This is a genomic window from Fibrobacter sp. HC4, assembly GCF_023373925.1.
Lineage (GTDB): Bacteria > Fibrobacterota > Fibrobacteria > Fibrobacterales > Fibrobacteraceae > Fibrobacter.
This window is the reverse complement of the sequence record NZ_JALCZV010000003.1, coordinates 180,747-207,723: the sequence shown is the minus strand read 5'-3', so window position 1 is coordinate 207,723 and position 26,977 is coordinate 180,747. Positions and strand designations below refer to the sequence as shown.

Genomic DNA, 26,977 nt, shown 5'->3' with positions numbered 1-26,977 from the left:
AAGGCGTTATTCCCAGTCATCTTCATCTGCAGGAGCCGGAGCTTCAGGAGCAGAAGCCGGTTCGTCCATCAGAGATTCTTCGACCGGTTCATCCACAACAGTTTCTACCGGAGAGGGCTGAGGAGCGCTCTGCTGAGCTGCGGGAGCGGCCTGCGGCTGGGCAGGAACTTCAGCAGGCTGAGCCTGAGGAGCGGGCTGAGCCACCGGCTGTGCTACGGGAGCGGGCTGGGCGGCCGGCTGTGCAGCAGGAGCTGCCTGAGGAGCCTGAGACAGATCCACATTGCCAATGTAGTTGCGAATGATTCTCGGAGTAACGAAGATTACCAGGTCCTTCTTCACGACGGACTTACGAGAATACTTGAAGAGGTTACCCAGCAGCGGAATATCCTTCAGGAACGGAATACCACGTTCAGATTCCTGAGTTTCGTTACGGGTCAAACCACCGATTACCACAGTTTCACCGTCAGCCACAACGACCTTGGTTTCAGCTTCCTGGGTACTAATCACAACTTCACCCTTGGAGTCATAATCGTAGGAGTTGTTTTCGGGATGGAGGTCAAGCAAAATGCGGTTGTCGCCAGAAACGTGAGGAGTAACAGTCAGCTTGATACCAGTTTCCACCATCTGGGTAGAAGATTCACCGCTGTTATCGATAACGCGGATAGAAACCTTATCACCCATGAAGACCTTAGCTTCGGTATTATCCAAGGTAGAAACCTGGGGGCTAGCGAGAACTTCGGTAGAAGCGTCACCCATAAGGTTGCTGATTGCAATCTGGAGGTTATTATCCAAGAGGCTAGCAGTAATAGCACCGGAACCAGAACCCACAGCCGGAGAAGAACCGTTGGGGAAAGACTGGATAACGGCACTGGTACGAGAAGCACCGGCAGCACTACCAGTTGCAGCGGCTGCGGTACCCGGAGTAAGAGCGGTGTTACCCATGGTAGCAGTCCAGTCCACACCAAGTTCGCGGGCCTTTTCGCTGTTCACCACGACCAGCTTAGCGGTAATCATGATCTGCAGGGTTTCAACATCAAGTTCTTCCAGAGCCTTTTCCATCTGATCAATCTTGGTATCGGTATCGTAGACGATAATGGAATTGGTACGTTCGACCGTGGTAATACGGCCACGGTTAGACTTCATGCTTTCAAGCACCTTGACCAGTTCGTCAGCCTTGGCATGATGAACCTGGAAGTTCTTTCGGACCAGAGGAGCATTCTGTTCAGCCTGAGCTTCTTCATCGGCAATCTTCTTCTGTTTTGCCTGATAGGTAGCCAAGCGCTGAATGGTAATGTACTTATCCTGAATGACCCAGGTCAGATCATTCATGCTGCAGATAATGTCCAGAGTTTCCTGCCAAGTCTTCTTGGTGACGCGAAGGCTTGTCTTACCCTTTACATCGGGAGCCAGCAAAATGTCCACACCGGCAATAACGGAAACAGAACGGAATATGGCTTCATAGTCCATGTTCACGAAATTGAAATCATACAATTTCTTGTTCGGAGCAACAGAACCTTCGGCAGGGGCACTCCAAGATGTTGCGATACCGGCAACAAGAAGAAGAACAGTCAGAATTTTTGTCAACTTTTTCATTACTATTTACCCCCAAACTTATCGGGAAGGCCCATGGAGTAGCGACGGCTCACCCCGAATTCCTGAATCAGGAAGAGAACGTCAGTTTGTGTAATTTTCAAGACTTTACCATTAAGGATCTTATCGCCTTCCTTAATAGTGTAGGAAATAGCAGGATTCTTAGTTTCAACAAGAATTGCCATCGGAACGTCAGATTCCCAAATAATACCAACCAGTTCAACCTGGTCAATATTGATACCTTCTTCTACAAGGCCCTTAATTTCGACGAAGGGATCTCGACGACCAAAGGAGCTATAGGTAACGCGATCTTCATACAGACCATCAAGCTGGCTACCAGGAACAGTACCGGGATTTTCACCATCACTGCCACGATCCTTATCGACCTGCTTAAGACGCTCCATCTGTACAGCAGACAGTTCATCAAAGAAACTTACTGCACGGCGGTTCACATAACCGATACGATTACCGAACTGCACCTTGCGATACAGACCAGTCATATCCAGGCTAACCAGGCGGTCACCAAAAATGAGACGCTGAAGAACCTGAGCATTTTCGTTAGGTGCAGCGTAGAATTCAATTTCATCGGCAACAACGATCAATTCGCGAACGACAGGACGAAGGTGGAATGTCTGGGAACCAGAAACAATCTTCTTGCTATCCTTTTCCAGCTTCTTCACGAAAGTTTCAAAGTTAGGCTTTTCTTCGTTGGCCTTCATCCAGTCACGAATGAAGATACCTGTGGGCTGAGCAGACCAGAAGATAAATCCATCCTTCTTGACAGCAGTTTCAGCAGCCTGAAGAATCAAGGCGCCATCCTGCACCAATACCACCGGGTTCACACCAGTCTGCAACTGAATCTTGATGCCATTAGCACCCCAGGTAACGGACTTCACCAGGGAACCGGCACCAATCTTGAACACAGGGGATTTCTGAGGACCAGGCAGTCCAACGGTAATGGCGAAAGCCTTGTCCGGATTAGAAACGTTCTTGATATTGATCGGAGTTTCGGTAACCAGACGGAACTGTTCCATACCCGAACCAATCAAGACGGTCATTTCCTTGATGCCAGGGAGAAGGGCAGATATTGCACCGCCTTCCTTAATAGCCTTGTCCAGCAGTTTCTGCTGTTCGGCAACAAGCTTTTCCTGTTCCTTGGCAGCCTTTTCGGCAGCCTTCTTGTCAAGGAGAGCCTGCTTTTCGGCAGCCTTCTTTTCTTCGGCAAGACGCTTCTTTTCTTCAAGGGCGGCCTTAGCAGCAGCCTTCTTATCCAAGGCGGCCTGCTTTTCAGCAGCCTTTCTTTCGGCAAGAGTCATCTTCTCGTTAGCCTTCTTCTCGTCAGCCAAGCGCTTCTTTTCTTCAAGGGCAGCCTTTTCTGCAGCTTTCTTGTCAAGAGCGGCCTGCTTGTCTGCAGCCTTCTTACGTTCAGCAAAAAGCTTAGACAGAACCCAGGACTTACCGCCCTTATTCTTGAACTTAACCAGGAAGCTGGACTTGTCCAGAGAAATATCGTTCTTGTCAGAAGAAATGGAATTACCAACAGAAAGTTCAATTTTCAAGAAATTGGTTCCGCGGAAATTCTCTCTGTATACACGCATGGCCTTCACGAACTTGGAATCGGCATCCACATCGTAGGTACCTTCACCAAGGGCAAAGCTCGTTTCAGAAAAACCAAAAGTCAGTTTCTTACCGGCAGCATCATACTTCTGATAAAACGTCGGCAGATTCTTGTCGGATGCAAAGGCAAATACCATCTGGCAGCCCTTACCATCGCAAGCAAAACGAACATCCTTAATCTGCGCAGCATAACTAGCCGCAGCGGCTACTAGGAACAAAACAAGGAATTTCAGCTTCATCATCTTCCCACCTTCTTGGATGTATAAGTGGTCAGGTTAAAAGACACGGACATGGTAATAGGAGTCCAGCCATGGGATTCAGCCTTTTGGATTTCCGCAGCAATTCCAGAATAGCGATTCAATCTCAGGTTAGTGATTGTCGTAGGATAGTTGAAGTTTGCAATTTCCGCAAACAGGTATCCCAACATATGATAACCCGAGTTGACAGCGATGGAATAACGGTTCTCGATATAATGTTCTCGTTCAGAACGGCCTTCCGGATTAAACTTCTGAATCTGGACGCCAGAACTGCGGAGCACAGAATACAGGTCCTGCAGTCGGAGAGGGACCTTTTCCTCTTCGGGGAACATTTCCTTCAGCTTTTCAAAATCCTTTTCTGCCTGGACAAGCATCATTTCCAATTCCTGGACACGATGCCTCTTGGCATTGATTTTGTCTAGTTCGGACTGGGCTGTGTTCAATTCGCTTTCAAGGTTACTGCGATCCTTGACAAACGGATTCCACACGTAGTCATAGACATAATACCCGGCCAAAAGCAAAATTGCAATAATCGCAATGGCGTATATGTTCTTTTTATCTTTAAAATCAATATTACCCATACTAGCCCTCCCCTGCGCCAAGGTTTCTATTCAAGACAACCTTGATAGTAAAGTTATAGGCTTCTTCACCATCTACCTTAGTGGTAGAAATAGTCACCAGGGAAACATTCTGGACACTGACCTGCTTTTCCAACTTTACCATGTATTCGGCAACTTCAGAAAAGTCATAAGTCATACCCTTCATTTCGAGGTCATATTCACCCATCTGACCAATACTGGTCACCCACATGTTGGGCGGCAAGACAGAGGAGATGTTCTCGAAAAGAACGATCCAGCGTTTTTTGCTAACCTGAATAGACTTCAGTGCGTTGATTTTCGTGTTGACGACACCCTGCTTTTGTTCAAGATCGCTGATCTTTGTAAGCAACGGACGTTCACGTTCAACTTCGCTCTTGACTCTAGCAACTTCACTCTGCAAGGCAGTTATCGTTTCGGTAGTAAACGTGTAAAGCATGCCAATACACACAAATGCTGCGATCAGGAGCAACGTCGGCCAGATAACACGTCGGTCGGTCAGCCAAGTGAAATCTTTCTGCTTCTTGCGATATTCCGGAGGAAGCAAGTTAATAGAAATGGCCAAGGCATTTCTTGTGGGTTCTTTTTTCTTAGACGCCATTAGAACTTCCTCATAGCCAAGCCCAACGCAGGAGCATAGATGTTAGACAACGCAACCGAAATACCGTTCGCTCCAAAAATCTTGGCATCGCATTCAGCCAGTCGGAAAGGATTAACGGTATCGGTTTCTACACCAGAACGTTCAGCAACAAATTCTTTAAGGCCCGGAATAGCGGCACCGCCGCCACCCAGTAATATTTTATTCAAAGACTTAGAATCTTCAGAAGAAGAGAAGTAACGAATACCAATCTCGATCTGGGCCATCAGGTCTTCGTAGGCAAGTTTCAGGGCAGCTTCCACTTCGGCTTCAGAGAATCCATCCACAATAGCCAGATCGCCCTTGTCAAAGATTTCGTGGCACTTTTCAGCATCGATATCCAGGTTCATGCAAGTCTTGCTGATCACCATGTCCAGCGAACCGCCGGCCATGGAACGCATTGAATGGAACTTGCCATCCTGGAAGAATGCCACACTCATTTTCTTTTCGCCGATATTGAAGATTGCCACGGTAGACTCGGCATCGGCAGGATTCATCGTAACGGTATAGGCATTCAGGAGGCCGAAAATATCCACATCCATAGCGGAAAGCTTTACGCCCTTTCGAATAAAGAACTTTGCCCAGGAGTCCAGAAGTCCGCTCTTGGCTGCAACGACGTTCGCCTTGACATCTTCATTTTCACGGGAATAGACTTCGTAGTCAATCACGTTATCCTGATCATCGAAGGGCGGACGGGACTGTGCAGTCTGAAGAATAATGGCGGCTTCATTACCGTTCTTGGGAACCTTGGCAGACAAATGGTCAACCAGCACGCCACCGGCACCGGCACCGCAATTCACAGAAACGACAACATCACAGGAATCGTCGATAGGATGACGCAGCAAAAGCTTGTTCAAGGCTTCGCCAACGCCCTTCGCGCCAGAATTCGATTCATTCTTTTCGGCGGATTCGGCATTTTCTTCTGCCGCGACAATTTCGCCATTGACGATAGCACCATCCGGCACCCGTTCTAGGTCGGCATCCACCACAATCTTGCCACCGCGAGAATTGTGCAAGACTTTGACCAGTTTGATGCTGTAATGGCCAACATCAATCCCGACAGTCTCGCGCTCACCGCGAATTTTTGCAATCAGTCCTAAAGCCAAAATAAACTCCGATTGGAAACAATACCTTGTAAATTCTACCTTTATAAGAGGTAAATGTCAAGCAGCTTTTCAGCTAACTCATTGAAAATTAAGTAGTTACGCACTCTTTTCTGCATTCTCCGACTCTTTTTTCAACTTATTTACCTCAAACAGATACTGGAGAACCCTCTCCTGGGTCCAACCAAAAGCACCTGTAAAGGATGCCGTTAAACAGTTATATTCCGGATAATCCTTGTTCCGACGTCCCAAATTACGTCTTATCTCCACATCCACAATTTCTTCGCCAAAGCTAGGCAGGTCAAACCTTAGACGCACCTGCTGGCCCGAAAAACAGTCAGAAGGAAGGCCCAACATAATACCACCAGCAGACAAATCCAAGAGCATTCCGCCACAAGCAGTACCGTCAAGGAAAGTCGCCTCAACAGGAATCTCAACCGGTTCACGAGCCCAACGACGAAGCTGTTTCTTATCGAGCACAGACGAGTGAGGTAGAATCAATCGCCCGGGAATACAGGAGCGCACCACCAGGTTGGTCGAGTAAACGGCATCATCGGGCCTAGTCCAACGGACCAGGACTTCTCTTTCAACAAAGTATTCCGCAGGGCCGCAACTACCATCGTAAGAAATAGCCCAATCTCGTTCATTCCTTGCAACAATCATGGAATGCTTGAACACCGACCCTTCTTCAAGATAAAGATCGATGCGGTCGCCAACATTAAACTGTCTTGTAGAACAAACTTGCGTCAATGAATTCGACGCCGTAAAATCCATTTTTTTTCGGATGCTTTCTACGGCGGCAACAGTTTCATCGCGAACGGTAAACACATCACGAAAGTCATAGAAATTCGTTACCGCAGCTTCAAAAAGTCCAGACGAATTAAGAACCGCATCCTTATTTTCAAAGGATGAAGCTCTAACCAGTTTCTCTAAAGTCCGGCGCTCCTTGTCTGTGAGTCCAAAGGCTTTCACCTTTTCATCGAACTCATTCGCCCCGAAAATTTCTTCGTTTTCTCGGCGATAATTGATGCGATGGATTTCCAACAGCACCAACAAGATAAGCACCAGGACTACGACAAACGCAATCCAGACTAATTGAATCGGTAAAATCATTCAGTCCACACACCACCGATGTAGGAGCCGATGATAGTCGCAGGAACTTCCTTGCCAAGGAGCGGCGTGTTGCAGACATGGCCAGCAATTTCAGAAGCCTTCACCACGTGAGACTTTTCGGAAAGTACAACCAAGTTCACACGCTTTGCGTCCGGTTCTACGCCAGCAATCTTTGCCGGAGCGATAGAAAGAAGTTCAATAGTCTTAGCTTCTCCAAGACGGGCCACCAGTTCCTTCCAGATGGCGGGCAGGGCCACTTCCAGAGAAACTGCGCCAGGCAGGGAATCTTCGAAGTTCACATCCTTATCCTGATGGAGGATCGGAGTGTGATTCATGCTGATGGCGTTAACGGTACCGTCGGCAAGACCAGCCCACAGGGCTTCGCGGTCTGTGGCGGCGCGGAACGGCGGCAGCACATGATAAGCAGAATCCAGAGTAGTCAGGATGGAATCGTCAAACATCAGATGATAGATGTTCACGTCGCAGGTTACGTCGATGCCCTTCTTACGAGCGTCGCGGATCAGGTCCAGAGTTTCGCCGCAAGTCACCTGCTTGAAGTGAACGGGAACCTGCAGGAAGCGGGCCAGTTCCAGAACGGTGTAAGCGGAAATGGTTTCTGCAATACGGGGAATGCCCTTCATGCCAAGCATGTCGGAGTAAGCCCCTTCGTGAACGCAACCGCTCTTGCGCAAAGTCTTGTCCATGGGCTGGAAGAAGAAACGCTTGCCGGTCATCTTGCCGTATTCCATGGCGAGACGCATAAAGCGGGTAGACGGAATGCTTGCGTTACCATCGCCGAAGCCAGCCACGCCGCATACATCCAGTTCTTCGGAACCTTCAGCCAGTTCCATCATTTCAGCCAAATGATCGCTGCCGAATTCAACGCTATAGGCGCCAAGAACAGCAAACTTCAGGTCCTTGCCTGCCAGACGGTTTTCAAGAGCGGCCAGCTTTTCGCTGTCATCCACCGGGTTGGCAGCACTTTCATAGAGGGCTCCGTAGAAGCCACCCTTACGCATAGCATTGATACCATCCTTGATGGTATAGACGTCATCGCGGAGCGGTTCCTGGAAATCCACACCTAGAGCAAACAGGGCGGGAATGGCAAGAGCGCCTTCGCAATCCACAACAGCGGCAGGTTCACTTGCGTTATCGAAATAATTCTTGTCGGCAAGATAGCCATCGGCAATGGCCACCTTATCGTTCATCACGAACTGCTTGCCGTCCCACATGCGGACGTTCTTCAAAACAACATTATTCATAACATTAGGCTTGTTCATTTGCGCGACCTCCAGCCAACAGGAAGAGTACGGCCATACGGACAGCAACGCCGTTGGTCACCTGATCAAGAATTACGGAATGTTCACCATCGGCGATGTCGGAATCCAGTTCCACGCCACGATTGATGGGACCCGGATGCATAATGATCACCTTGTCCTTACAGCAGGCAAGAACTTCTTCCGTGATACCGAAGAAGTTGCGGTATTCACGCATGCTGGGGAGAAGAGCGTCATCCATACGTTCCTTCTGGAGACGCAGGGCGATAACAGCATCGGCATCCTGAACAGCCTTCTTTACGTCAGTTTCCCAGCTGACGGAGCCAGCCAGTTCGGGATACTGGAGAAGTTCAGTATTGCGGGGAACCAGAGTGGAAGGACCGCAAAGGGTGACATGGGCTCCCATGGTGGTCATACCCCAAATGTTGGAACGGGCCACACGGCTATGGCGGATATCACCGATAATCGCCACCTTCTTGCCTTCAAGTGTACCCAGCTTTTCTTCGATGGTCAACATGTCCAGCAAGCCCTGTGTGGGATGTTCGTGGGCGCCATCGCCAGCATTCACGACAATTGCATTGCTATGGTCTGCCAGGAACTTGGGAACGCCAGTACCCTTATGACGGACAACCACGATATCGATCTTCATGGATTCGATATTGCGGAGGGTGTCCACCAGAGTTTCACCCTTCTTCACACTGGAGCTTGCAGTAGTGAAGTTCACAGTGTCAGCGGACAGACGCTTTTCGGCCAACTCAAAACTGGTGCGGGTACGGGTGCTGTTTTCGAAGAACAGGTTCACCACGGTAAGACCGCGAAGGCTGGGCACCTTCTTGACGGGGCGTTCCAGAATTTCACGGAACTGTTTTGCATTATCCAAAATGGTGCGAATGTCCTGCTTGGACACGCCCTGGAGCCCGAACAAATGCTTGATTTGCAAAGCGCTCACTTTAAGCCTCCACTTCTACGAGAGTAACAGAATTTTCTTGGTCAATAGGTTCAATCTTTACGCGGACTTCCTGATTCTGGGCGGTTTCCACAGCCAGGCCCACGCAATCCGGAGCAATGGGAAGTTCACGGTGGCCGCGGTCCACCAGCACACAGAGACGAATTGCAGCAGGACGACCCAGGTCCAGAATAGCACGCATGGCAGCCAAGGTAGACCTGCCAGTATAAAGAACATCGTCTACCAGGATAACGGTCTTGCCTTCCACGGAGGCAGGCATTTCGGTAACGCGCATTTCGGTGGAAACGTGGTTGCGGAAATGGAAGTCATCACGGTAGAAAGTAGCGTCCAGGCTACCGAATGCGACAGGGCTACCAAACTTGGCATCCAGACGGGCCTTCAGCTTCTTGGCCAGGGGAATGCCACGACTAGCCATACCGAGAATCACCAGATTGTCGGCGGCAGGATGGATCTTTGCGATCTTTGCAGCCATCTCGTCCAGGGCAAATTCCATGGCCTGGGCAGACAGCAGTTCACGAATAATCTTGCAGTTGTCTTTCATAATATTAGTAAACAGTGGTTAGTAGACAGTGGTCAGTTTTTCGCGGTTCTGTAATGACATTCTTACCAGCCACTAAACACTAACCACTAATCACTTTTTTTATGAAATTAGCATTTTCAGATTTTTTTGGCGGATTTTATATTAGAAAAGGCGGTTAAATTGGCACCTAATAATGTATATTGCGTAAAAAACAAACCTCTCGAGCCTCAAACCAGGGGCTTCGAACCTAATCAATAGGAGATATTCCATGGCTTTTAATCAGCTGGACAAGCCCCAGGCAGGCGAAACCATCGCCATTATGACCACCAACCACGGCGTGATGAAGCTGCGTCTTTTCGAAGAACGTGTCGGCGAATGCGCTACCAACTTCATTGAACTGGCCAAGCAGGGCAAGTACGATGGCGCTCCGTTCCATCGTATCATCTCTGGCTTCATGATCCAGGGCGGCGACTTCACCAACCGTAACGGTACCGGTGGCCACGCTGCAGGCGGTCCGGGCACCACCATCGGCGACAAGTACGATCCGTGCCTCACCCACATGCGCGGCGCTCTCAGCTGGGCAAAGACCATGATGCCCCACTCCATCGGTTCCCAGTTCTTCATCGTCCACGGCGAAGATGTCCACTTCCTGGACCATCCGGCAAACGGCGGCCCCGCTGAAGGTTACTCCGTCTTCGGCCAGCTCTACGAAGGCTTCGAAGTCCTGGATGAAATCGCAGGCGTAAAGACCGACCGTCGCGACGCACCGTATGAAGACGTGATTATCGAATCCGTGAAGATCGAGAAGGTATAAGAGGGCGCTTCGCGCTGAGGTATGAGGGCGGCCTACGGCCTTTGAGGGGCGAGGTTCCTCAATTTCGCGAAAGGACGCAGGGTAAAACCTGCGTTTTTTTTGCATTCACTTATGTTTTCTCATAATTCGTAATTCATAATTGCAAAAAAAATCAAATTTTTTTGCATCCCCCCCTTGACAACTTCAAAATAATTTTCAATATTTGGCGTACCCGAATGGGGTTATAGCTCAGTTGGTAGAGCGCCTGCATGGCATGCAGGAGGTCAGGAGTTCGAATCTCCTTAGCTCCACTAAAAAAGACTCGCAGAAATGCGGGTCTTTTTCTTTTATACCACATTCGATGTTTACCGGGAGAAACGGATTTTCCACCATCCCTCCCCTACGCCTGTTGCAGTCATTGTAGCAAATTTGTATCTTTCCTGTCACTATGAATAAGGTTAGGTTAACGACAAACAATTTTCTGAGAGGAGCCCTGGTCCTTGCGGCCGCGCTACTCCCCATCCACGCATTCGCCGAAGAATGCAACGAAGAAACCATGGACGCCTTCGCCTACGAAGATTGCGTCAAGGAGCAGCAGGGAATCTCCGTCAATAACGAAGATTTCAGCAGCACCGCCGCCCTGAAGGCCGAAAAGGAAGAAAAGGAAGCCGCCGCCAACAAGGTCGAACCTAAATACAATCCTTTTGGACGGGACGCCTACTTGACTTCAAGTTTCGGTGAAAATCGCGGAACCCGTTACCATGCCGGTCTGGATTACTCCACCCAGATGGAAGAAGGCTGGCCCATCTACGCCCCCGAAGACGGCGTGGTCAAGGAACTGAAGGTCTCCCCCTTCGGCTACGGCAAGGCCATGTACTTCCAGGGTCGTAGCGGCAAGACCTGGGTATTCGCCCACCAGAGCAGCTTCGGCGTGTTGGACGACCTGGTATCCAAGCAGCAGTACGCCACAAAGAAGAATGATGTAACCGTCAGACCGGGAACCGCATACAAGAAGGGCGACGTCCTGACCTATTCCGGAAGCACCGGCATCGGCAACCCCCATCTTCATATCGAAACCCGCCTGGACAACGACCGCGTCATCAACCCGGCACTGTCCAACATCGAATTTTCGGACACCATCGCCCCCCAGATTTTCGGCGCCGCCGTCTGGCAGGACAATGAATTGGCTTTCACCGCCCCCGAAGCCATCGAAAAGGGCTGCATTGTCACCCCGGTCAAGAACGAATTCAGCCTGAATCTGGCGGTAAAGATCGCCGACTACAGCCGCACTCCCAAAGAAAATCCCATGTCAGTCCGCCGCATCACCATGTGGCGTTACGACGAAAAGATTTTCGACGAACGTCTGGATACCTTGCGTTTCAGCCGCATGACCAATATCCGCAATCAGCTCCTCTGGACAGAAGAGGCGGACACCGCAGGCGACTGGCATTACATCAACGCAAAGATTGCCCCCCTTTCCACCTACACCATGGAAATCGAGGACTTTGCAGGAAACGTCACCAAGAAGAAATTCAGCTTCCGTTCCAAGTGCAAGGACAATCGAGATTTGCAGTTGACAAAGACTCAGACAACGCCGCTGTTCACGGCCATTGCCCGCCCCATGATCGACTTCTTTAACTGCAAGAACGGCATGCAGTTCTCCGCCATCGGAAAGGACGGTGTCATCGCAGAAGACCTGTGCAAAGTCTTTGAACACAAGCCTATCGCATTGGCCAAGGTGGTAGACACCTACCCCAACATGACAACCATCCACTATTCCGCAAGCGCTTCTCAGTCTGGCGATGGCAAGGCTGTTGACGAAGACATCCAGCTGTTCACCTACAAGAAATACCAGACCAGCATCAACTGGAATACCAAGCTGGGCAACGTAGCAATCAGCCAGAAGATTTCCGGCATTCCCGTTGCAGGCGATACCGCCATCCGCGTCTTGGCAGTCACCCGCAACCACACCGACAGCCTGGACTTCATCGAATTCCACCCCAAGGGATTGCAGCTGAAGAACTGGAACGTCTGTATCGAAAACCCCGACAATTCCGCTCCGCTCTACTGGCTGGGCGAAACCAGCCGCAACTGGTTCATTTTCAGCAAGCAGAACAAGGGCAAGAAGCGCTGCGCCAGCGCCAATGAACTTCGCGACATTGCCAACATCGACAATCCCGACGCACCCACTCTGGGCTTCCCCTACTGGGCCGACATGATCATCAGCGGCACCCGCCAGACAGCCCTCAGGATTCCCCTGATGTATAAGTACGACGGCATTGAATCCGGCAACGATATCACCGTCAAGGCAGGTAACAAGTGGATCGCAGTCGAATACGATTCCGAACCTCGCGAAATCGTCCTGGAAAGCGAAAAGCTCCCCGACGCCGGCGAAGACATCACCATCCAGATCAAGGATGAAGCCGGTCACAAGGCCAGCTACACCATCACGATTCCCGGAATGTAACGTAGCGACCATCGCAAAGTTAAACCTATAAAAGACCTCTCCGGAGGTCTTTTTTGCATTGTAAAGCACTACAACGTTTTTCATTAGTGCAATCATTTTTCCATTGGCAAACCACCCGCCAACAGCATATATTTTCCGTACACGTTTAGGGAATTATAAAGGAGCCTAAAATGAATATCAAGGGAATCTCTTCTATCGTCGCACTGGCTGCAACTTTCGGACTTGTAGCTTGTGGCGATTCATCCACCTCATCCTCTGCAGAAGAACCTGAAGTTTCAAGTTCCAGCGTCGAACCTGCGGAAGACCCGAACCAGCCCACTTCCTCTGCAGATGCAACCGACCCGGCATCTTCTGCTGCAGAAGCAGATACTCCGGCATCTTCCGCCACTCAGGCCGAAGAAAACCCGAGCGAAAACAACAAGGACGAAGGCAATAAGGGCGACAACCCCATTGGGGACTTTGACCCAAGCACTCTCGACTCCCTCTTCAACAACATCGATACCACGGGCTGGGGCGACTTCGCAAACCAGTTCGAAAACATGCCGGAATGCACCGCCGCCAATGAAGGCGAAACCACCTCCACGACCATGATGGGCATGGAAATAACATACGTCTGCAAGGACGGCCAATGGGGCATCGATAACTCCTGCACCGAGGGCGCAACCCAGGAAATGATGGGATTTTCGATGGTCTGCAAGGACGGCGAATGGCAACAAGGCGATAACTCCTGCACCGAAGAAGGCGCCACCAAGGAAGTGGACACCGGCCTGGGCATGAGCTTCACCTACGTCTGCAAGGATGGCGAATGGACCATGGACTTGAGCGGCTGGGGATTCGGCGGTGACGGCGACAACAGCGGCTTAAACTGGGGCGAAGGCTCCTGGGGCGGATTCGGTGGCGGTGACGCAGAAATCACCCCGGTTGTGGATCCCGCAGAATAAAAAAGTCTGACATTAAAGAAAAGGCCTCGTTTTTTGAACGAGGTCTTTTTTTTGCGGGAAATTATCGCTAGATCCTTCGATGCCTTACGGCATCTCAGGACGACACCTAAAGGCGACCTTTAGGTGGGAGCGAGGCCGTTCGCAGTTTATTTGCCAGCTGCTTGGCCGAGCAGTCTTGTTACTGCGCTGACGTATTCTGCCGGGTTGGGCAGCGGGCTACCTTCAGCCAAGAGAGCCTGACCGTAGAGAGCCTTGGGCCAATCACCCAGATCGGAACCAGCTTCAGCCTTAGCCTTCAGCATTTCGCAGATGGGGTGCGTCGGGTTGATTTCGAGAATGCGCTTGGACTTAGGCACGTTGGCCTGGCCCATGGCCTTCATCATGCGTTCCATCTGGGCGCTCATGGCGTCGTCGCTGGTGACGAGGCAGCAGGGGCTGTCCTTCAGACGGCTAGATACGCGGACTTCCTTGATGTCTTCGTCCAGAACCTTCTGGAGGTTTTCGCAGAGGCCCTTGAAGATACCCTTGTTGGCTTCTTCAGCCTTCTTTTCGTCTTCAGTCTTTTCGAAGTCCACATCACCGCGGGAAACGTCGTGGAACTTCTTGTCGCCGAATTCCATCAGAGAAGACATCATGAATTCATCAATGCCATCGCTCATGAGAAGCACTTCGTAGCCCTTGGCCTTGAAAGCCTCCAGCATGGGGTTAGACTTCACGGCGTTCTTGTCGCCAATGAGGTAGTAGATTTCCTTCTGGCCTTCCGGCATGCGGTCCACATATTCCTGGAGGCTAACAAGCTTGCCTTCTTCGGTCTTGGTGCTTTCAAAGCGGAGCAGCTTCTTCAGTTCATCAAGATGTTCCCAGTTCATGTAGAAGCCTTCCTTAAGGACCATGCCCAGTTCCTTCCACCAGGCAGTGTACTTGTCGGCTTCCTTGTCGGCCATGTTCTGCAGAGCGTCAAGAACCTTCTTGATCACATGCTTACGGATGTTGGTGACAATCTTATTGGACTGCAAAATTTCGCGGCTCACGTTCAGCGGCAAGTCCTCGGATTCCACCACACCGCGGACAAAGCGGAGCCAAGGCGGCAAGAGGTCCTTGCAGTCGTCCATGATGAACGTCTTCTTCACATAGAGCTTCAGACCATGGAGAGCATCGTTCTGCCAAATGTTGTAGGGAGCCTTAGACGGAATGTACACCAAGCTCCAGAATTCCAGGGAACCTTCGGCGTGGCTGTGGCTCCAGCAAGCGGGTTCGCCACCATCGTGACCGATGACCTTGTAGAATTCCTTGTATTCTTCTTCCTTCACTTCCTTTTCGGACTGACGCCAGAGAGCAGTCTTGTCGTTAAGACGTTCTTCTTCCTTGACTTCAATTTCGCCCTTGTCGTTCTTGGTTGCTTCCGGGTGGAAGTAAATACCGTAGTTCACAAAGCCGCTGTACTTCTTGACGATGTCCTTGATCTTCCATTCGCTGGTGAAGTCTTCAGCGTCTTCGTCGTCCTTCAGGTACAAGGTAATCTTGGTACCCACTTCGTTACGAGGGCATTCGGAAATTTCAAATTCGCCGGTACCTTCGGAGCTCCACAGGTAGCCCTGGGTTTCGCCAGCCTTCAAGGTCAACACTTCAACCTTCTTGGCCACCATGAAGATGGAGTAGAAGCCCACACCGAACTGACCGATGAGATCCACGCTAGACTTATCGGAATCCTTCAGGTTCTTGATGAAGTTCTTGGTGCCGGAACGGGCGATGGTGCCCAGGCAGTTGATCAAGTCTTCCTTATTCATACCGATACCGTTATCGGTAATGGTCAGCTTCTTCTGCTCCTTGTTTACATCAATATCGATGCGGAGCTGGGTACCATTGGGCAAAAGGCTTGCATCGGAGAGGGACAGGAAGCGGCGCTTGTCCAGTGCGTCTGCAGCGTTGGAAACCAGTTCACGAAGGAAGATTTCCTTGTTGCTGTAAAGGGAATTGATCATCAAGTTCAGCATGTCGCGAACTTCAGTTTGGAACTCCATTTTTTCAGTTGCCATTTTTATCTCCTAGTAGGTCGCACTTCGTGCTTTCAGCACGCTTCGCTTTGAGGCTTGAGGTCGTTCCCCCTATGGGGTCACTTTGAGGAGTGAAGCCGGGAAAACAACCTTCTGTTCATTTTTATACAATTTTACAGCAGCTTGTGTTTCATTTCGAAACAAAACTGCCGTTTTTCTTTGTTTTCGCAGGTATAAATGCAAGAACCGTGCCAAGATTAGGATAAAGGGTAAAGGAGAAAGGATAAAGAAAAAAGGCCGCCGATGAAGCGGTCCTTTTCGCGATTCCCCGCACTTGCGAGGGCCTTGCAGCAAACTACTTAATGAAAATCAATCCCAAGATACCGGCAGCCCACAGGTAGTAGCTGAAGTAGTGGAACTTACCCTTCTGTACAAAAGCCATGAGCCACTTCAGGGCGATAATGCCGAAGATGAAGGCAACAATCATGCCCACCAGAAGTTCCGGAGTAAAGCCGCTGGCATCGGCGCAGGCCAAGGCCTTTTCGGGCTTTTCGATAGCATAGCGTGCTACGGTTTCGGGATCCTGGCACTTCACCCACTTGATCACATCAAGAAGGGCGGCACCACCCACGGCAGGGATACTCATGAGGAAGCTGAACTCGCCGGCATACTTACGGTTGACGCCCAGGAAAATCATGCCGCTGATGGTAGAACCGCTACGGCTGATACCCGGGATGCAGGCGATTCCCTGAACCACGCCGGTCACCAGAGCGCGCCACCAGTTCATCTGGACGCCTTCGCACTCCGGATGCTTACTGCCGGTCTTACCCCACTGGGAAACGAACAGCAAGGTAGCTGTCACCAGCAAGGCGCAGCAAACGGCGCGGGGATTTTCAAACAGGCTTTCCAGAGGCTTCTTGAAACCGATACCGATAATGGCTGTGGGAATGGAGGCCAGCACGATGTAGCCCACTTCCTTCAACTGAGTCTTGTCGCGGCGGATGCAACCTACGATCATGTCCACAATCTTCTTGCGGAACACAACGAAAATGGAAAGGAGAGTTCCTGCGTGAAGCATGATGTCAAAGAACATGCCCGCTTCTTCCATGCCCAGCAATTCCTTGCCGAGAACCAGGTGACCCGAACTAGAGATAGGGAGAAATTCTGCGAGGCCCTGCAACAGACCTAAAATGATAGATTCAATCATGGACGGAAATATAGTTTTTATTATCTTAGAGCCATGGCCGCAAAAAAATTTCTTCTGTGCTTTCACGATTTTAGCGTCTGGAACTACCAGACCGTCATGCCGATTCTAGAAGACTTAAAGGAATTCGTCGGCGCCCCATTCAGCGTACTGGTCATTCCCGACACCGAAAACGCGCCCGCAACCGCAGGCTTCAAGGCAGCACTCGCCCAACTAAAAGACGAAGGCTTCGAGCTTGCCCTCCACGGCTTTAAGCATAAGGCCGAATTCAGCCAGGGCAGAAGCTACGCCGGTCTTGCCGCCATGTCCATGACCAACCGCGAGGCGGAATTTGCCGGTCTGAGCGAATTTGAATCCAGCAGACTTCTGCAACAAGGCCTCGCCGCATGGAACAATCTATTTGAAACCGCGTCGGGCACCCCGACCAAACCGATCGCTTTCGTGCCGCCCACCTGGTGGAGCAACAAGTACCTACACCTGCAGGTCCGCGGCGAAGGCATGCTCTACGAAGACCGATTCTCCTTGACCAACAAGAAGGGCAAGCGCTACGCCTCCCCCGTGGCAAGCTTTGCAGGCATCCCCGACTTTGCCGTAAACCCAATGTTCAACCTAGGCGAATTTTTCACAAAGATTCCCGCCGGAATTTTGCGAATTGCGTTGCACCCCACAGACTTCCCAACTCACCAAGCCCGTATAAAGCACTTGATCCGAGCCGCTCTAGGAAATGGACGGGTTTTAACGCGATACGAGAACCTCTAATTTTTTATTAAAAAATATAACGTAAAGAAGGTGGCTTGCAAAGCCACCTTTTTCTTCTGCCTAAACCCAAATTGGGCACTTCCTGGGCACTTCTTGGACACTTCAGAAACGAAAAAAGCCCTGCAACCTAGACGGTTACAGGGCTCAAAGTCAGATTAGACTACTTGCACTCTACGAGTGCAGTAATCTGCACCTCGGTCATGCGAACACAAGTGCTCGCGCGACGCTCGGTTTACGATTACTTGACTTCGAAGTAGTAGGTCTGCAGAGTCTTGCCGTCCTGAGACAGCTGGATGATCTGCTTGCCTGCGGGCAGGTTGCCCTTGACTTCGAACAAGTTTTCAGCCTTGTATTCAACAGTCAGAGCAGTGCTCTTGGACTTGTCAACAAAGAGACCGTTCTTTTCGTCGGCGCCAAAACCCTTACAGTCAGCGTGGTCAGCAATCTTGCCTTCAACAGCGGCGAAAGCAGTAGCAACCAGCGGAGAGGTAACGGAGCTTGCGTTCACATAGTAAACGTCAAGTGCGCTGCCCATGGCCAACGGAGCGGGAAGGTTAGAAACCTTAACAGCCTTAGCCGGCTTCTTCTTCTTGTCCTTCTTGCCAGGAACCTTGCCAGCATCGGTATCGATGGGCATGGTCAGACGATAACCAGCAACAGATTCGTTACAGGTGGTAGAGTAGATCACCCACTGGTTTTCAATCTTTTCGGGACCTTCGGTGGTACCAGTCTTGTACAGACCCGGCTTAACCTGATCGCTGTATTCATACAGGGTCACGGAAATGTTCGGGTTTTCGTCGGCGGTAGCAATGCGCTGCTGGCCGAGGATGTACTTAGAACGACGAGCCTTGATCAGGTAGCTGCCAACGGGAACCTTTTCAAACTTGAACTTACCTTCCTTCAGTTCACCCTTGTACGGATACTTGGGATTCTGGGTACCGTAGATGGTAGAGTCCATCCAAACGGTGGGCATTTCGATAGCCTTGCCAGTAAACGGATCAAGGACAACACCTTCGATGGTGCCAGTCTTTTCGCAACCGGTCATTGCCATGGCAATGAGAGCAGCGGCGCAAATTGTGAGTTGCTTCTTCATAACAATCCTAGTTGAGTTTATTGATAAATCTTATGGTGCTGCAAAATTAAAAAAGCCTCCCTTTGTTTGGAAGGGAGGCAGCGGAACAAGTCCAATTATTCAGCGTCAGCTGCCGGGCGTTCTGCCTTGCGAGTCTTGCGCTTTGCACCAGTGATGTTGCCGGCGAAACGCTTGTTGAAGCGATCGATACGGCCAGCGGTATCCACGCGATGCTGCTTACCAGTCCAGAACGGATGGGTATCTGCAGTAATTTCGAGAGAGATCACACTGTACTCTACACCATCGATAGTCTTCTTTTCGGCGGAAGACTTCGTGGAGCGGGTGATATATTCTTTACCCGTATTCGCATCGACGAACACGACCGGTTGATAGTTAGGGTGGATACCTTCTTTCATTGTATAACTTCCTGTGAAGTAGTTGTTTAGAGAACCTAAATTTAGATGTTTTTCGCCATTTTGGCAAGGGAAATTAGTATTTTTGAACCCATGAAACGATTTTTTACAGGTATTTTGCTGGCAGGATCCGCCTTTTTCGTAACCGCAAACATGGTTGCCTGCGGAAATGACACCCCCATCGCCAAAATCATCGTCATTAACCAGAAGATGCCCCTAGTGGAGTGGCCCGACAGCACATACATCGCTAACCTGGAAGAAATCCTGTCACAGGAGCCGGTCAAACAGAAAAAAGAGGCCGAAGCCAACATTTCCATGAACACTTTCAAGGCTCCCGTGTTCCAGTTGCCAGGTTCAGTCACCGGCAAGAAGGAACCCAAAAAGGGTTTCGCAAACCAGGTTGCCAAGAATTCCGCCAAGAAGAACAACAACGTCTTCGCCAATAGCCAGAGCGCCGGCGACGAGAACTTCGCCAACAAGTTCAGCGAAGCCCTCTCCAAGTTGCAGTCCGACCCGTCTAACTCCAGCCTTTACAAGACCGTTACCGCAGCCGACGGCGACGATTTGTTCAAGCTTCTCAAGAAGACCTATGGTGCCGGAGTCCAGAACCTCCCCCGCTTCTACGTACTTTCGGCCCTGCAGTCAGTAAACGCAGGCGTCGCATTGGAACACCTGAACGCAGGCGACAAAGTCAGAGTCCCGAAGATTTAGAGGGCGGAGCCTGCGGCTCCTTTCAGCGGTGAGTTTTCAGTTGTGAGCTATGAGTTTTTATAGTCGCGCCGGAGGCGCCTGGCTTATTAATTCGTAGAAGGCTTGCGGGCGAATGCCGCAAGCCTTCTTTGCTTTAATCTTTTAGTTCTTTGCTCTCTTACAGCACGCCCTTGGAACTGGGGACGCCTTTCACGTTGCGAGAGGGAGCCACAGCCATAGCCACGGAACGGGCAAATGCCTTGAAGATGCTTTCGAGGCAATGGTGGTTGTCGTTACCATAGAACAGTTCCACATGCAGATTCATACGAGCATTTTCGGCAAGACTCTTGAAGAAATGCTCGAACATGCTAGCTTCGATACCACCGGCGGTAGGACCAGGGAGCTTCACATTCCACACGAAACCGATGCGGTTGCTAAAGTCAATGCAAACGCGGCTCAATGCTTCGTCCATGGGAACAAAGTAAAAACCATAGCGTTCAATACCCTTCTTGTCGCCCAGGCATTCAACCAGAGCCTGACCAAGAACAATGGCGATATCTTCCATGCTGTGGTGCATGTCCACTTCGACGTCACCCTTGCAGGTCAAATCCAGGTGGAAACCACCATGGCACTGGAACAGATTCAGCATGTGATCCAGGAAGCCATTACCGGAACTAATCTTGCCGTGGGTGCAATCGTCCAGGTTCAAAGTCAAGGTGATGTCAGTTTCGTTAGTCTTTCTAGAAATAGAGGAAGTACGCATAGGAATCCTTTACTTTACGATTCTGCCACCAAACACGCGGAAACGGGTCACGCGGCCGAACTTCATTTCGGGCAGGGCCGTTTCAACGCCATTCAGATACATCTTGGCAATAGCCTTGGGATCGCCAATGGTAACGCACAAGGTATCAGTAGTATTGTAGACCATCTTGACACCGGCGCGGGAAATGTTGGCTTCCTTCAGGAAGGCGTTATCGCTTTCACGACGCTTGAGGCCAACCCAGGAAAGGGATTCACCGGAACCCACCAGCAGGAAGTTGGTCTTCTTGGTCTTGGGGGCCTTAGCTTCTTCTGCAGCGGTCTCTTCAACCTTAGCCGAATCAGTCTTGGAATCAGAAGAGATAAAGATGGTTGCAGAGGCGGGCAGGTCAGACTTCTTTACAGCTTCGTCAACAACAGCCTGACTTACAACATTTGTCTTTTCGGTAGAATCAACAGCAGCGGAATCCTTCTGCAGGGAATCAGCGGGAATCACCTCGGCACCATCAGGAATTTCCTGAGAATCGGTGGTGTCTTCAACCACGACTGCAGTAGCCGGTGCCGGAGAAGAAGCCTGCTCGGCAAGAGCTTCCAAATCAAGGAAACGAGAGGCGACTAGGAATGCCAGTACGAGCAAGAGAATAGCGATAGGCACTGCCTTACTCTTTTTCCTGGTTTCCGCTTCAGTCACCGGAGCAATTCTCTTTCCGTCAGAAACATCGGCAAAATCATTGCTCAGCTTGGCACCGCTTTCGGCAGCATAGCTAGACAAAACCTGGGCGGAATCCAAATTCAACTTAACGCTAATGGAATTCAAATAACCGCGTACATAGGCAGCCACCGGGAAAGCCTTCCAGTCGCCGGCTTCAATAGACTTCACATAAGACACAGCCACCTTGGTAGCTGCGGAAAGCTCTTCAACAGACATGCCGCGAGATTCACGAACTCGCGCAATATATTCGCCCAGACGTTCTTCAGGTCTCTTTTCTTCAACGTTCATAGACTTCTCTACACCTCAACCTTCAAATCACTCAACATCTGCAAGGTCCGCGCCACAGGCAGACCCACAACGTTGTAATAACATCCGTTAATACCTTGTATAAGTCGGGCGCCTGCAGTCTGAATACCATAAGCACCAGCCTTATCCATAGGGTCTCTAGAATTTACATATTCTTGAAGCTCTTGTAATGTGTTGTTTCTAAAAACAACCTCTGTTTCCTCTTCAGATGCCGCAAGAAGCTTTCCATCACGAGCGATAGCCACCCCGGTAATCACCTTATGGCCACGACCGTTCAACTTTGACAACATATCAAGAGCATCCGCCTCGCTCTTCGGCTTTCCAAGAGGAACCCCATCAAGGAACACCAAAGTATCAAAGCCAAGCACCACCGCCCCCCTTTCCATACGGGAAACCGCAAGGGCCTTGATGGTCGCATTTTCCCTGGGGAATTCCAGAGGATTGGTAGACTTGGGATTTTCATCTTCGTTGGAAACCACCACACGAAAATCTACACCGATCAGCTTCAGAATTTCAGAACGGCGGGGAGAACCGCTACCTAGCACAATCTGACTTTTCATATAAACTTACCAAACAGTTATTTTGACGTTTCCGTACTACCGGCATTCAGCTTCAGGTCAGGCAAATCACGCACATAAATGGAGAAGCTCCATCCAGCCGCAGGTCCCGTGGGAGTCCAGCTAAAGTCAAGTTGCCAGCAATGCAGTACACGGTTAAAGGTAAAGCTATGGGTCACAAAGCGGCCTTCGTTATAGTTGTAACGGGTGCTATAAGTCATTTCCCAGTTACGCGTCGGCTGAAGGCTTGCGCTAATGCCTGTAGAATGGGTCACCTGATCCTGGAACAAATCCCTAGAGACTCGGCTACTGCTAAAGGAATAACTGTAATCGAGGCCAAAAGTCCATTTCAGCATTTCATACTTTTCCATCTGCGACGGAAGACCACCGTTGAATTCACCACTCCAGCTAAAATGCTTGGAGAAGTCATAACCCCAGTAAGTCAACTCAGGCACCTGGACCTTATTAGGTTCCTCGGTATACTTGTGATAGAAACTGTGACGGGTATTGATGGTAAACAGGTAATCCGGCAGAATCTGGAAGCCAAAGCTAGACGTAATATCCGAGAAGTTCAGGGAATCTGCGGCAAAGTTGTAGGACACGTTATGGCGAGTCGTCAAGAGACGACGGGTACCATACTGATCTTCAACAGCCTTGGCGGTATCGCCCTTTGAAGTATCGGGCTTGTAGCCAGCCACCTTCAAGTACTTAATGTCAAAGTCATTATTCAGGCCAAAGCCAACCGTTTTCTGCTTAGTCTGATAGGGAGTCTGCCCCAGCAACGGATGAGGAGCGAACTTCTTGACCGTATCGATTTCAGGAGCGTAAGTGTAAGAAACGCTGGGAGAAAGCACATGACGCACACCGGTAAACCGCCCAATTTCGGGAACCCAGATACCATAGAGTTTCGTATCGGCAGTAATGCTGTAATTGTGATTGTAGGCGAACTGACCGTAGTCATCGTGTTCGGGATCCAACAGATAACGCTTGCGGTACTTCAGGGAATCTTCGGGATTGATCCAGCCCGTACCCGTCCAATAACCCGTGAAGGTGGCGCGAGGCGTCAGGTTGATTACGTCAAAAAGATGACCGGAATAGTCTAAAGAATAAGTTCCCGTGTAACCCACATACTGAGCCGTCGTATCCGTCTCGTTGATGGTATCCTGGGCCCTGCGGGTGTAGTAGTTAAAGCGGTTGTTAAAGCTATAGTTAAACTTTTCCAGGTACGACTGGATAGATCCATCTTCGGCAGCGATTTCGTCTTCGTCGACTTCGAACTCGAAAAGCTGGCCGCTCATGCGGTACTGCACGTCAGGAATCTGACGTTCCATAAGGTCCGTCACCAAGTTGTGCTGTTGGCTAGCCTTTACCGTCAAGCTCTTGTTGGTTCCGAATTTTCCGGAGTAAGTCAACTGGGCGTTGGCCTGCTGGTTCAAGATTGTTTCGGCATCCAGGGCGTTATCCTTACGGACACTCTGGCTACTGACGAAGGAGCCGGAACCGCTCAAGGTGTGCTTGCCATCGGGAGTCAAGTTCTGATTATGACTGAAGCGGATATCGTAGCCGCTATTTCCAAAGTCAAACTCTTCCAGGTAAGACGTATAGGAGATGTTTCCATCCAGCACATAACGCTTCCTGTATCGGACTTCCCCGGTCAAGGTTGAACGTTCAAATCTTGCTTCTTCACCTTCAATAATATCGCCCTTCACCGTGGCATCCCAGTAGTCGTTGGGCGCGTAGTAGAAACCCAGGTTACTCATGTAGTAGCCCTGCTTCTGGTCGCCACCGAACTTAGGAGTCAGAATACCGGATTTACGGCCACTCTTCAGGGGAGCCACAATCATTGGGAGTACGGCCACAGGCACGTCGGCAATGTTCAGCACCACCGGTCGGGCAGTAATGGTTTCCTTAGGTTTCACCACCATTCGACGGCCATAGAAATAGAAGTGCTGGTGCGTGGAATCGTTACAGGTACTAAAGTCGCCACGGGCAATCTGAATTCGCTGGTCGGGCAAACGTCTCACTTCCATGCCGTTCAGCTGCTGGTTATCCTGGTATGTCGTAGCGTAATAGATTTCACCGATGCGGCTCTTCATGTTGTACTTCAACCGCATACCCGACAAGGAGGGATTCTTGGTCTCCCTCAGCACCGGATCGCCGCTGGCCATAAGCACCGCATTTTCCTGGTCGAACATGATGGTGTCTGCATCCAGGGTGGCCGTCCTATACTTCAACTGGGCGCTGTTGTTCAAGTTGAACGTTGCCGTTTCCACATTATATTCCAGGTCCACGGCTCGATACTCAATGGTATCCGTCCCTGTGGTATCATTCATCCAATCCACTTCTGTGGTGTCTTCTTCCACCTGTTCCCGCTCCTCCAGTTCAAAGCGGGTCAACTCCTGACCGAACACGGCAGGAGCCAAGGCTGTCAAAAACAACAAAACAGCCCACAGAATTGCACTAAAGTGCCTATGGGTTCTAGATAAAATCACTTCGGCGGGGAAATTTAGAATAATGGAAAAAAAGAAGTTTTTTACGATATGAAAAAAGCCTGCGAATTACCGCAGACTTTTATTGTTAATTTGTATAAAAGCAGATTGTCTAAGCCGAAATTACTTCAGCACGGCATTCTTACCGCTTACAGAACCATTCAGTTCGATGGTCACCATGTAACGGCCAGCCGGGGTAGCTTCGCCATTCCACTTCACGGTGTTGAAGCCCTTCACCACGTTTTCCTGGAGGCGGGCCACTTCGGCACCATCGGCATTCATGATGGTAATGTTGGCAGTACCTTCAGACTTAACATTGAAGCTGATTGCAGAGCGGGTAAAGCCCTTCAAGGCAGCAGAGCCAACCTTGCCGGTAGAAGCCTTGACCTTGGGAGCAAATTCGTTTGCCTTTTCTACATAGATGCCGTTCAGGTTGGTGGCGTTTACCTTTTCGCCGGAACCGATGGCATTACCATGCTTCAGCACGGCCACCAGCTGCTTGTCGGACTGACTTGCGCTGGCGTAGGTTTCCAATTCGGCAGCTTCGAATTCAGTCTTGTTGCCATACCAGGCTTCTACGTTCTTGGAGTCCAGATCCTTAACGGTAATCTGGGCACGGCGGATGGTAGCGGTATAGGTTTCGCCTTCGCTGATATAGGTGATTTCAAGAGGCTTGTTCACCTGACCGCGGAGCTGTTCCTTAGAAAATTCAATGTCCTGACCCTTCAGGCTGACACCGTCTACAGCAGTAATCACATCACCGGCCTGGAGCTTGGTTTCGGCAGCGGGGGTTCCCGGAATCACTTCGGCAACCTTAACACCATCGCGGAGCTGATAAATGGTAACGCCAATACCACCGAAAGATTCACTTTCGGCGAAAGCGGAAGAGGCTGCCATACCGAATGCGGCAGCAAACAAAGAAGCCTTGATAACACTCTTCATAAAATTCTCCTTGATTAAACTTTCTCTACAGATATATATAAAAAACTACTTGGATGGTCAACAGCACCTAGGGCTATTCCATCATCATCCCCTCTTCTTCTTCGCCATCATCGTAATCATCCATGGTCTTTTCGCCAGGAACGATCACCAGACCCAGGGTAACAGGTTCCCCCTTGGAGTTTAGGTAAGCTTCCAGGTACAGCGAACTGGATAGACGGAGCAGTCGCAGGTCCAGCATTTTGCCACCCTTATGGATGCTCTTGGGATTCAGGTCAAAGAAAAGGAAGGTGTCGTTGATATATTCGAAGCGGTCTTTCTCGTAGTTGATGGACCATTCCGTGTCGCCATCGTTTTCCTGACGGTAAACACACTTGTCATGGTCGATGTCGCATTCAAAGCTGGCGCTTTCCTGATACTTCTTGTTCCATTCACGGCTAAAGGAACAGGACTGCACACGGCCGGCGCCGTTGCGTTGCTTGTTCAGCTGGTCGTTAATGACAACATAATCCATCTTGAAGTTCTTTACCTGTTCATACACATTGCGAAGAATGATGTAGGCGTCGATATCCTTGGGGCACTTGCCAGAAATGTTCACATCTTCGTGGGCCTTCAGCAAGGTCTGCTGCATATCGATATCGATGGCATCGGGAATCTCGCTTTCCTTGATTTTATCCAGCACCTTCTTGGGCGGAATCACCACCACCTTGTCGCCCTTCTTGACGGCATAGCCCAGCTGGTCGCGAACGTAGTCAAGGCACTGCTGCACGTGGATATGAACCGTATTGGAACCGCCAGACACAAAGTCCACGCCAATGCTCACATTCCATTCGCCGGCGGAACTGCCGGAGTTCTTGTCCAGGTTACAGAAAGGTTCTTCGCGGATACCGTCAATGTAGATCACACGGGCGTTCAGCTTGGTCACCAGGGAGGCTTCCTTATCCATCATACCGCCCAGGCTCCAGAAGTTAGGATTCAGGCGGAGCACTTCGGCAAAAGCCTTGTCGCCATCCAGGGCCGGCAACAGGGAATCGTTGCGGGCATTCTTCTCTTGCAGCAATTCGGAATACTCGGTCTTGACGGTCATGTTGCTGAAGCCGTTACGGGAAGCAGGTTCCGGAAAGGCCACCGCAGCCGCAATGAACAGCGAACAATGAGCCACCAACAGAGCAAAAAACAGACTTGACTTTTTCATTTAGAACTCC

24 protein-coding genes and 1 tRNA gene are annotated in these 26,977 nt (G+C 50.3%); 6 read left to right on the top strand and 19 right to left on the bottom strand.

Annotation, left to right across the window (positions count from 1 at the left end):
- Positions 1–6 precede the first annotated feature (6 nt).
- The 9 genes from MMG03_RS03285 to pyrR all read right to left on the bottom strand — a co-directional run bounded on the left by MMG03_RS03285 (position 7) and on the right by pyrR (position 9,698).
- Entirely contained in the window at positions 7–1,593 is a 1,587-nt protein-coding gene (locus MMG03_RS03285) for a secretin N-terminal domain-containing protein (protein ID WP_249505612.1), read from the bottom strand.
- A 2-nt stretch (positions 1,594–1,595) separates the two neighbouring features.
- Positions 1,596–3,449: a hypothetical protein gene (locus tag MMG03_RS03280; protein WP_249505611.1), complete on the bottom strand. Its 1,854-nt coding sequence runs from the start codon at positions 3,447–3,449 to the stop codon at positions 1,596–1,598.
- Complete coding sequence (locus MMG03_RS03275) at positions 3,446–4,045, bottom strand: type 4a pilus biogenesis protein PilO (RefSeq protein WP_073156357.1); 600 nt, start codon at positions 4,043–4,045, stop codon at positions 3,446–3,448. The genes MMG03_RS03280 and MMG03_RS03275 overlap by 4 nt, the downstream gene beginning before the upstream one ends.
- A gap of 1 nt (position 4,046) precedes the next feature.
- The gene (locus MMG03_RS03270; RefSeq protein ID WP_073156354.1) at positions 4,047–4,661 is read right to left on the bottom strand and encodes a PilN domain-containing protein; all 615 of its coding nucleotides are present in this window, start codon (positions 4,659–4,661) and stop codon (positions 4,047–4,049) included.
- Positions 4,661–5,803, bottom strand: a complete 1,143-nt coding sequence (gene pilM / locus MMG03_RS03265) for a pilus assembly protein PilM (RefSeq protein ID WP_073156351.1) — start codon at positions 5,801–5,803, stop codon at positions 4,661–4,663. The genes MMG03_RS03270 and pilM overlap by 1 nt, the downstream gene beginning before the upstream one ends.
- Before the next feature lie 96 nt (positions 5,804–5,899).
- Positions 5,900–6,913 (bottom strand): PilZ domain-containing protein, encoded by a 1,014-nt coding sequence (locus MMG03_RS03260; RefSeq protein ID WP_073156349.1) that lies wholly within the window; start codon positions 6,911–6,913, stop codon positions 5,900–5,902.
- Positions 6,910–8,193 (bottom strand): dihydroorotase, encoded by a 1,284-nt coding sequence (locus tag MMG03_RS03255; RefSeq protein WP_249505609.1) that lies wholly within the window; start codon positions 8,191–8,193, stop codon positions 6,910–6,912. Before MMG03_RS03255 ends, MMG03_RS03260 begins: the two co-directional genes overlap by 4 nt.
- Positions 8,180–9,139, bottom strand: coding sequence for an aspartate carbamoyltransferase catalytic subunit (locus tag MMG03_RS03250; protein WP_073156343.1), 960 nt, complete (start codon positions 9,137–9,139; stop codon positions 8,180–8,182). Before MMG03_RS03250 ends, MMG03_RS03255 begins: the two co-directional genes overlap by 14 nt.
- Before the next feature lies 1 nt (position 9,140).
- Positions 9,141–9,698: a bifunctional pyr operon transcriptional regulator/uracil phosphoribosyltransferase PyrR gene (gene pyrR, locus MMG03_RS03245; RefSeq protein WP_073156341.1), complete on the bottom strand. Its 558-nt coding sequence runs from the start codon at positions 9,696–9,698 to the stop codon at positions 9,141–9,143.
- A 247-nt stretch (positions 9,699–9,945) separates the two neighbouring features.
- Between pyrR and MMG03_RS03240 the strand changes: the two genes are divergently transcribed.
- From MMG03_RS03240 to MMG03_RS03225, 4 genes are all read left to right on the top strand, one after another.
- The gene (locus MMG03_RS03240) at positions 9,946–10,491 is read left to right on the top strand and encodes a peptidylprolyl isomerase (RefSeq protein WP_112131686.1); all 546 of its coding nucleotides are present in this window, start codon (positions 9,946–9,948) and stop codon (positions 10,489–10,491) included.
- A 217-nt stretch (positions 10,492–10,708) separates the two neighbouring features.
- Positions 10,709–10,781, top strand: a tRNA-Ala gene (locus tag MMG03_RS03235).
- 137 nt (positions 10,782–10,918) lie between these two features.
- The gene (locus tag MMG03_RS03230) at positions 10,919–12,937 is read left to right on the top strand and encodes a M23 family metallopeptidase (protein WP_158236577.1); all 2,019 of its coding nucleotides are present in this window, start codon (positions 10,919–10,921) and stop codon (positions 12,935–12,937) included.
- Positions 12,938–13,107: 170 nt separating this feature from the next.
- Complete coding sequence (locus MMG03_RS03225) at positions 13,108–13,878, top strand: hypothetical protein (RefSeq protein WP_249505608.1); 771 nt, start codon at positions 13,108–13,110, stop codon at positions 13,876–13,878.
- 146 nt (positions 13,879–14,024) lie between these two features.
- On the opposite strand, the gene htpG is transcribed toward MMG03_RS03225, so the two are convergent.
- Both htpG and MMG03_RS03215 read right to left on the bottom strand, forming a co-directional pair.
- Complete coding sequence (gene htpG, locus MMG03_RS03220) at positions 14,025–15,914, bottom strand: molecular chaperone HtpG (RefSeq protein ID WP_249505607.1); 1,890 nt, start codon at positions 15,912–15,914, stop codon at positions 14,025–14,027.
- A 313-nt stretch (positions 15,915–16,227) separates the two neighbouring features.
- A complete protein-coding gene (locus tag MMG03_RS03215; RefSeq protein ID WP_073156321.1) occupies positions 16,228–17,079 on the bottom strand; it encodes an undecaprenyl-diphosphate phosphatase in 852 nt (283 codons plus the stop codon).
- A 33-nt stretch (positions 17,080–17,112) separates the two neighbouring features.
- Here MMG03_RS03215 and MMG03_RS03210 point away from each other — a divergent pair, with 33 nt between their 5' ends.
- On the top strand, positions 17,113–17,835 hold the full coding sequence (locus MMG03_RS03210) for a DUF2334 domain-containing protein (protein ID WP_249505606.1): 723 nt from the start codon (positions 17,113–17,115) through the stop codon (positions 17,833–17,835).
- A 238-nt stretch (positions 17,836–18,073) separates the two neighbouring features.
- Here MMG03_RS03210 and MMG03_RS03205 read toward each other — a convergent pair whose 3' ends face one another.
- Entirely contained in the window at positions 18,074–18,928 is an 855-nt protein-coding gene (locus tag MMG03_RS03205; protein ID WP_073156244.1) for a hypothetical protein, read from the bottom strand.
- 95 nt (positions 18,929–19,023) lie between these two features.
- A complete protein-coding gene (locus tag MMG03_RS03200; RefSeq protein WP_073156242.1) occupies positions 19,024–19,323 on the bottom strand; it encodes a type B 50S ribosomal protein L31 in 300 nt (99 codons plus the stop codon).
- A gap of 90 nt (positions 19,324–19,413) precedes the next feature.
- Here MMG03_RS03200 and MMG03_RS03195 point away from each other — a divergent pair, with 90 nt between their 5' ends.
- Positions 19,414–20,031: a hypothetical protein gene (locus tag MMG03_RS03195; RefSeq protein ID WP_249505605.1), complete on the top strand. Its 618-nt coding sequence runs from the start codon at positions 19,414–19,416 to the stop codon at positions 20,029–20,031.
- 157 nt (positions 20,032–20,188) lie between these two features.
- Here the strand turns inward: MMG03_RS03195 and hisB are convergent, their stop codons facing one another.
- The 6 genes from hisB to MMG03_RS03165 all read right to left on the bottom strand — a co-directional run bounded on the left by hisB (position 20,189) and on the right by MMG03_RS03165 (position 26,967).
- The gene (gene hisB, locus MMG03_RS03190) at positions 20,189–20,773 is read right to left on the bottom strand and encodes an imidazoleglycerol-phosphate dehydratase HisB (RefSeq protein WP_073156236.1); all 585 of its coding nucleotides are present in this window, start codon (positions 20,771–20,773) and stop codon (positions 20,189–20,191) included.
- Between the two features lie 9 nt (positions 20,774–20,782).
- Positions 20,783–21,769: a RodZ family helix-turn-helix domain-containing protein gene (locus MMG03_RS03185; RefSeq protein WP_073156234.1), complete on the bottom strand. Its 987-nt coding sequence runs from the start codon at positions 21,767–21,769 to the stop codon at positions 20,783–20,785.
- Positions 21,770–21,777: 8 nt separating this feature from the next.
- Positions 21,778–22,347, bottom strand: a complete 570-nt coding sequence (locus MMG03_RS03180) for a nucleoside triphosphate pyrophosphatase (protein WP_249505604.1) — start codon at positions 22,345–22,347, stop codon at positions 21,778–21,780.
- Positions 22,348–22,364: 17 nt separating this feature from the next.
- Positions 22,365–24,836, bottom strand: coding sequence for a putative LPS assembly protein LptD (locus MMG03_RS03175; RefSeq protein ID WP_249269324.1), 2,472 nt, complete (start codon positions 24,834–24,836; stop codon positions 22,365–22,367).
- Between the two features lie 120 nt (positions 24,837–24,956).
- Complete coding sequence (locus MMG03_RS03170) at positions 24,957–25,775, bottom strand: S41 family peptidase (protein ID WP_073156227.1); 819 nt, start codon at positions 25,773–25,775, stop codon at positions 24,957–24,959.
- A gap of 73 nt (positions 25,776–25,848) precedes the next feature.
- Positions 25,849–26,967 (bottom strand): hypothetical protein, encoded by a 1,119-nt coding sequence (locus MMG03_RS03165; RefSeq protein ID WP_073156224.1) that lies wholly within the window; start codon positions 26,965–26,967, stop codon positions 25,849–25,851.
- Positions 26,968–26,977 lie beyond the last annotated feature (10 nt).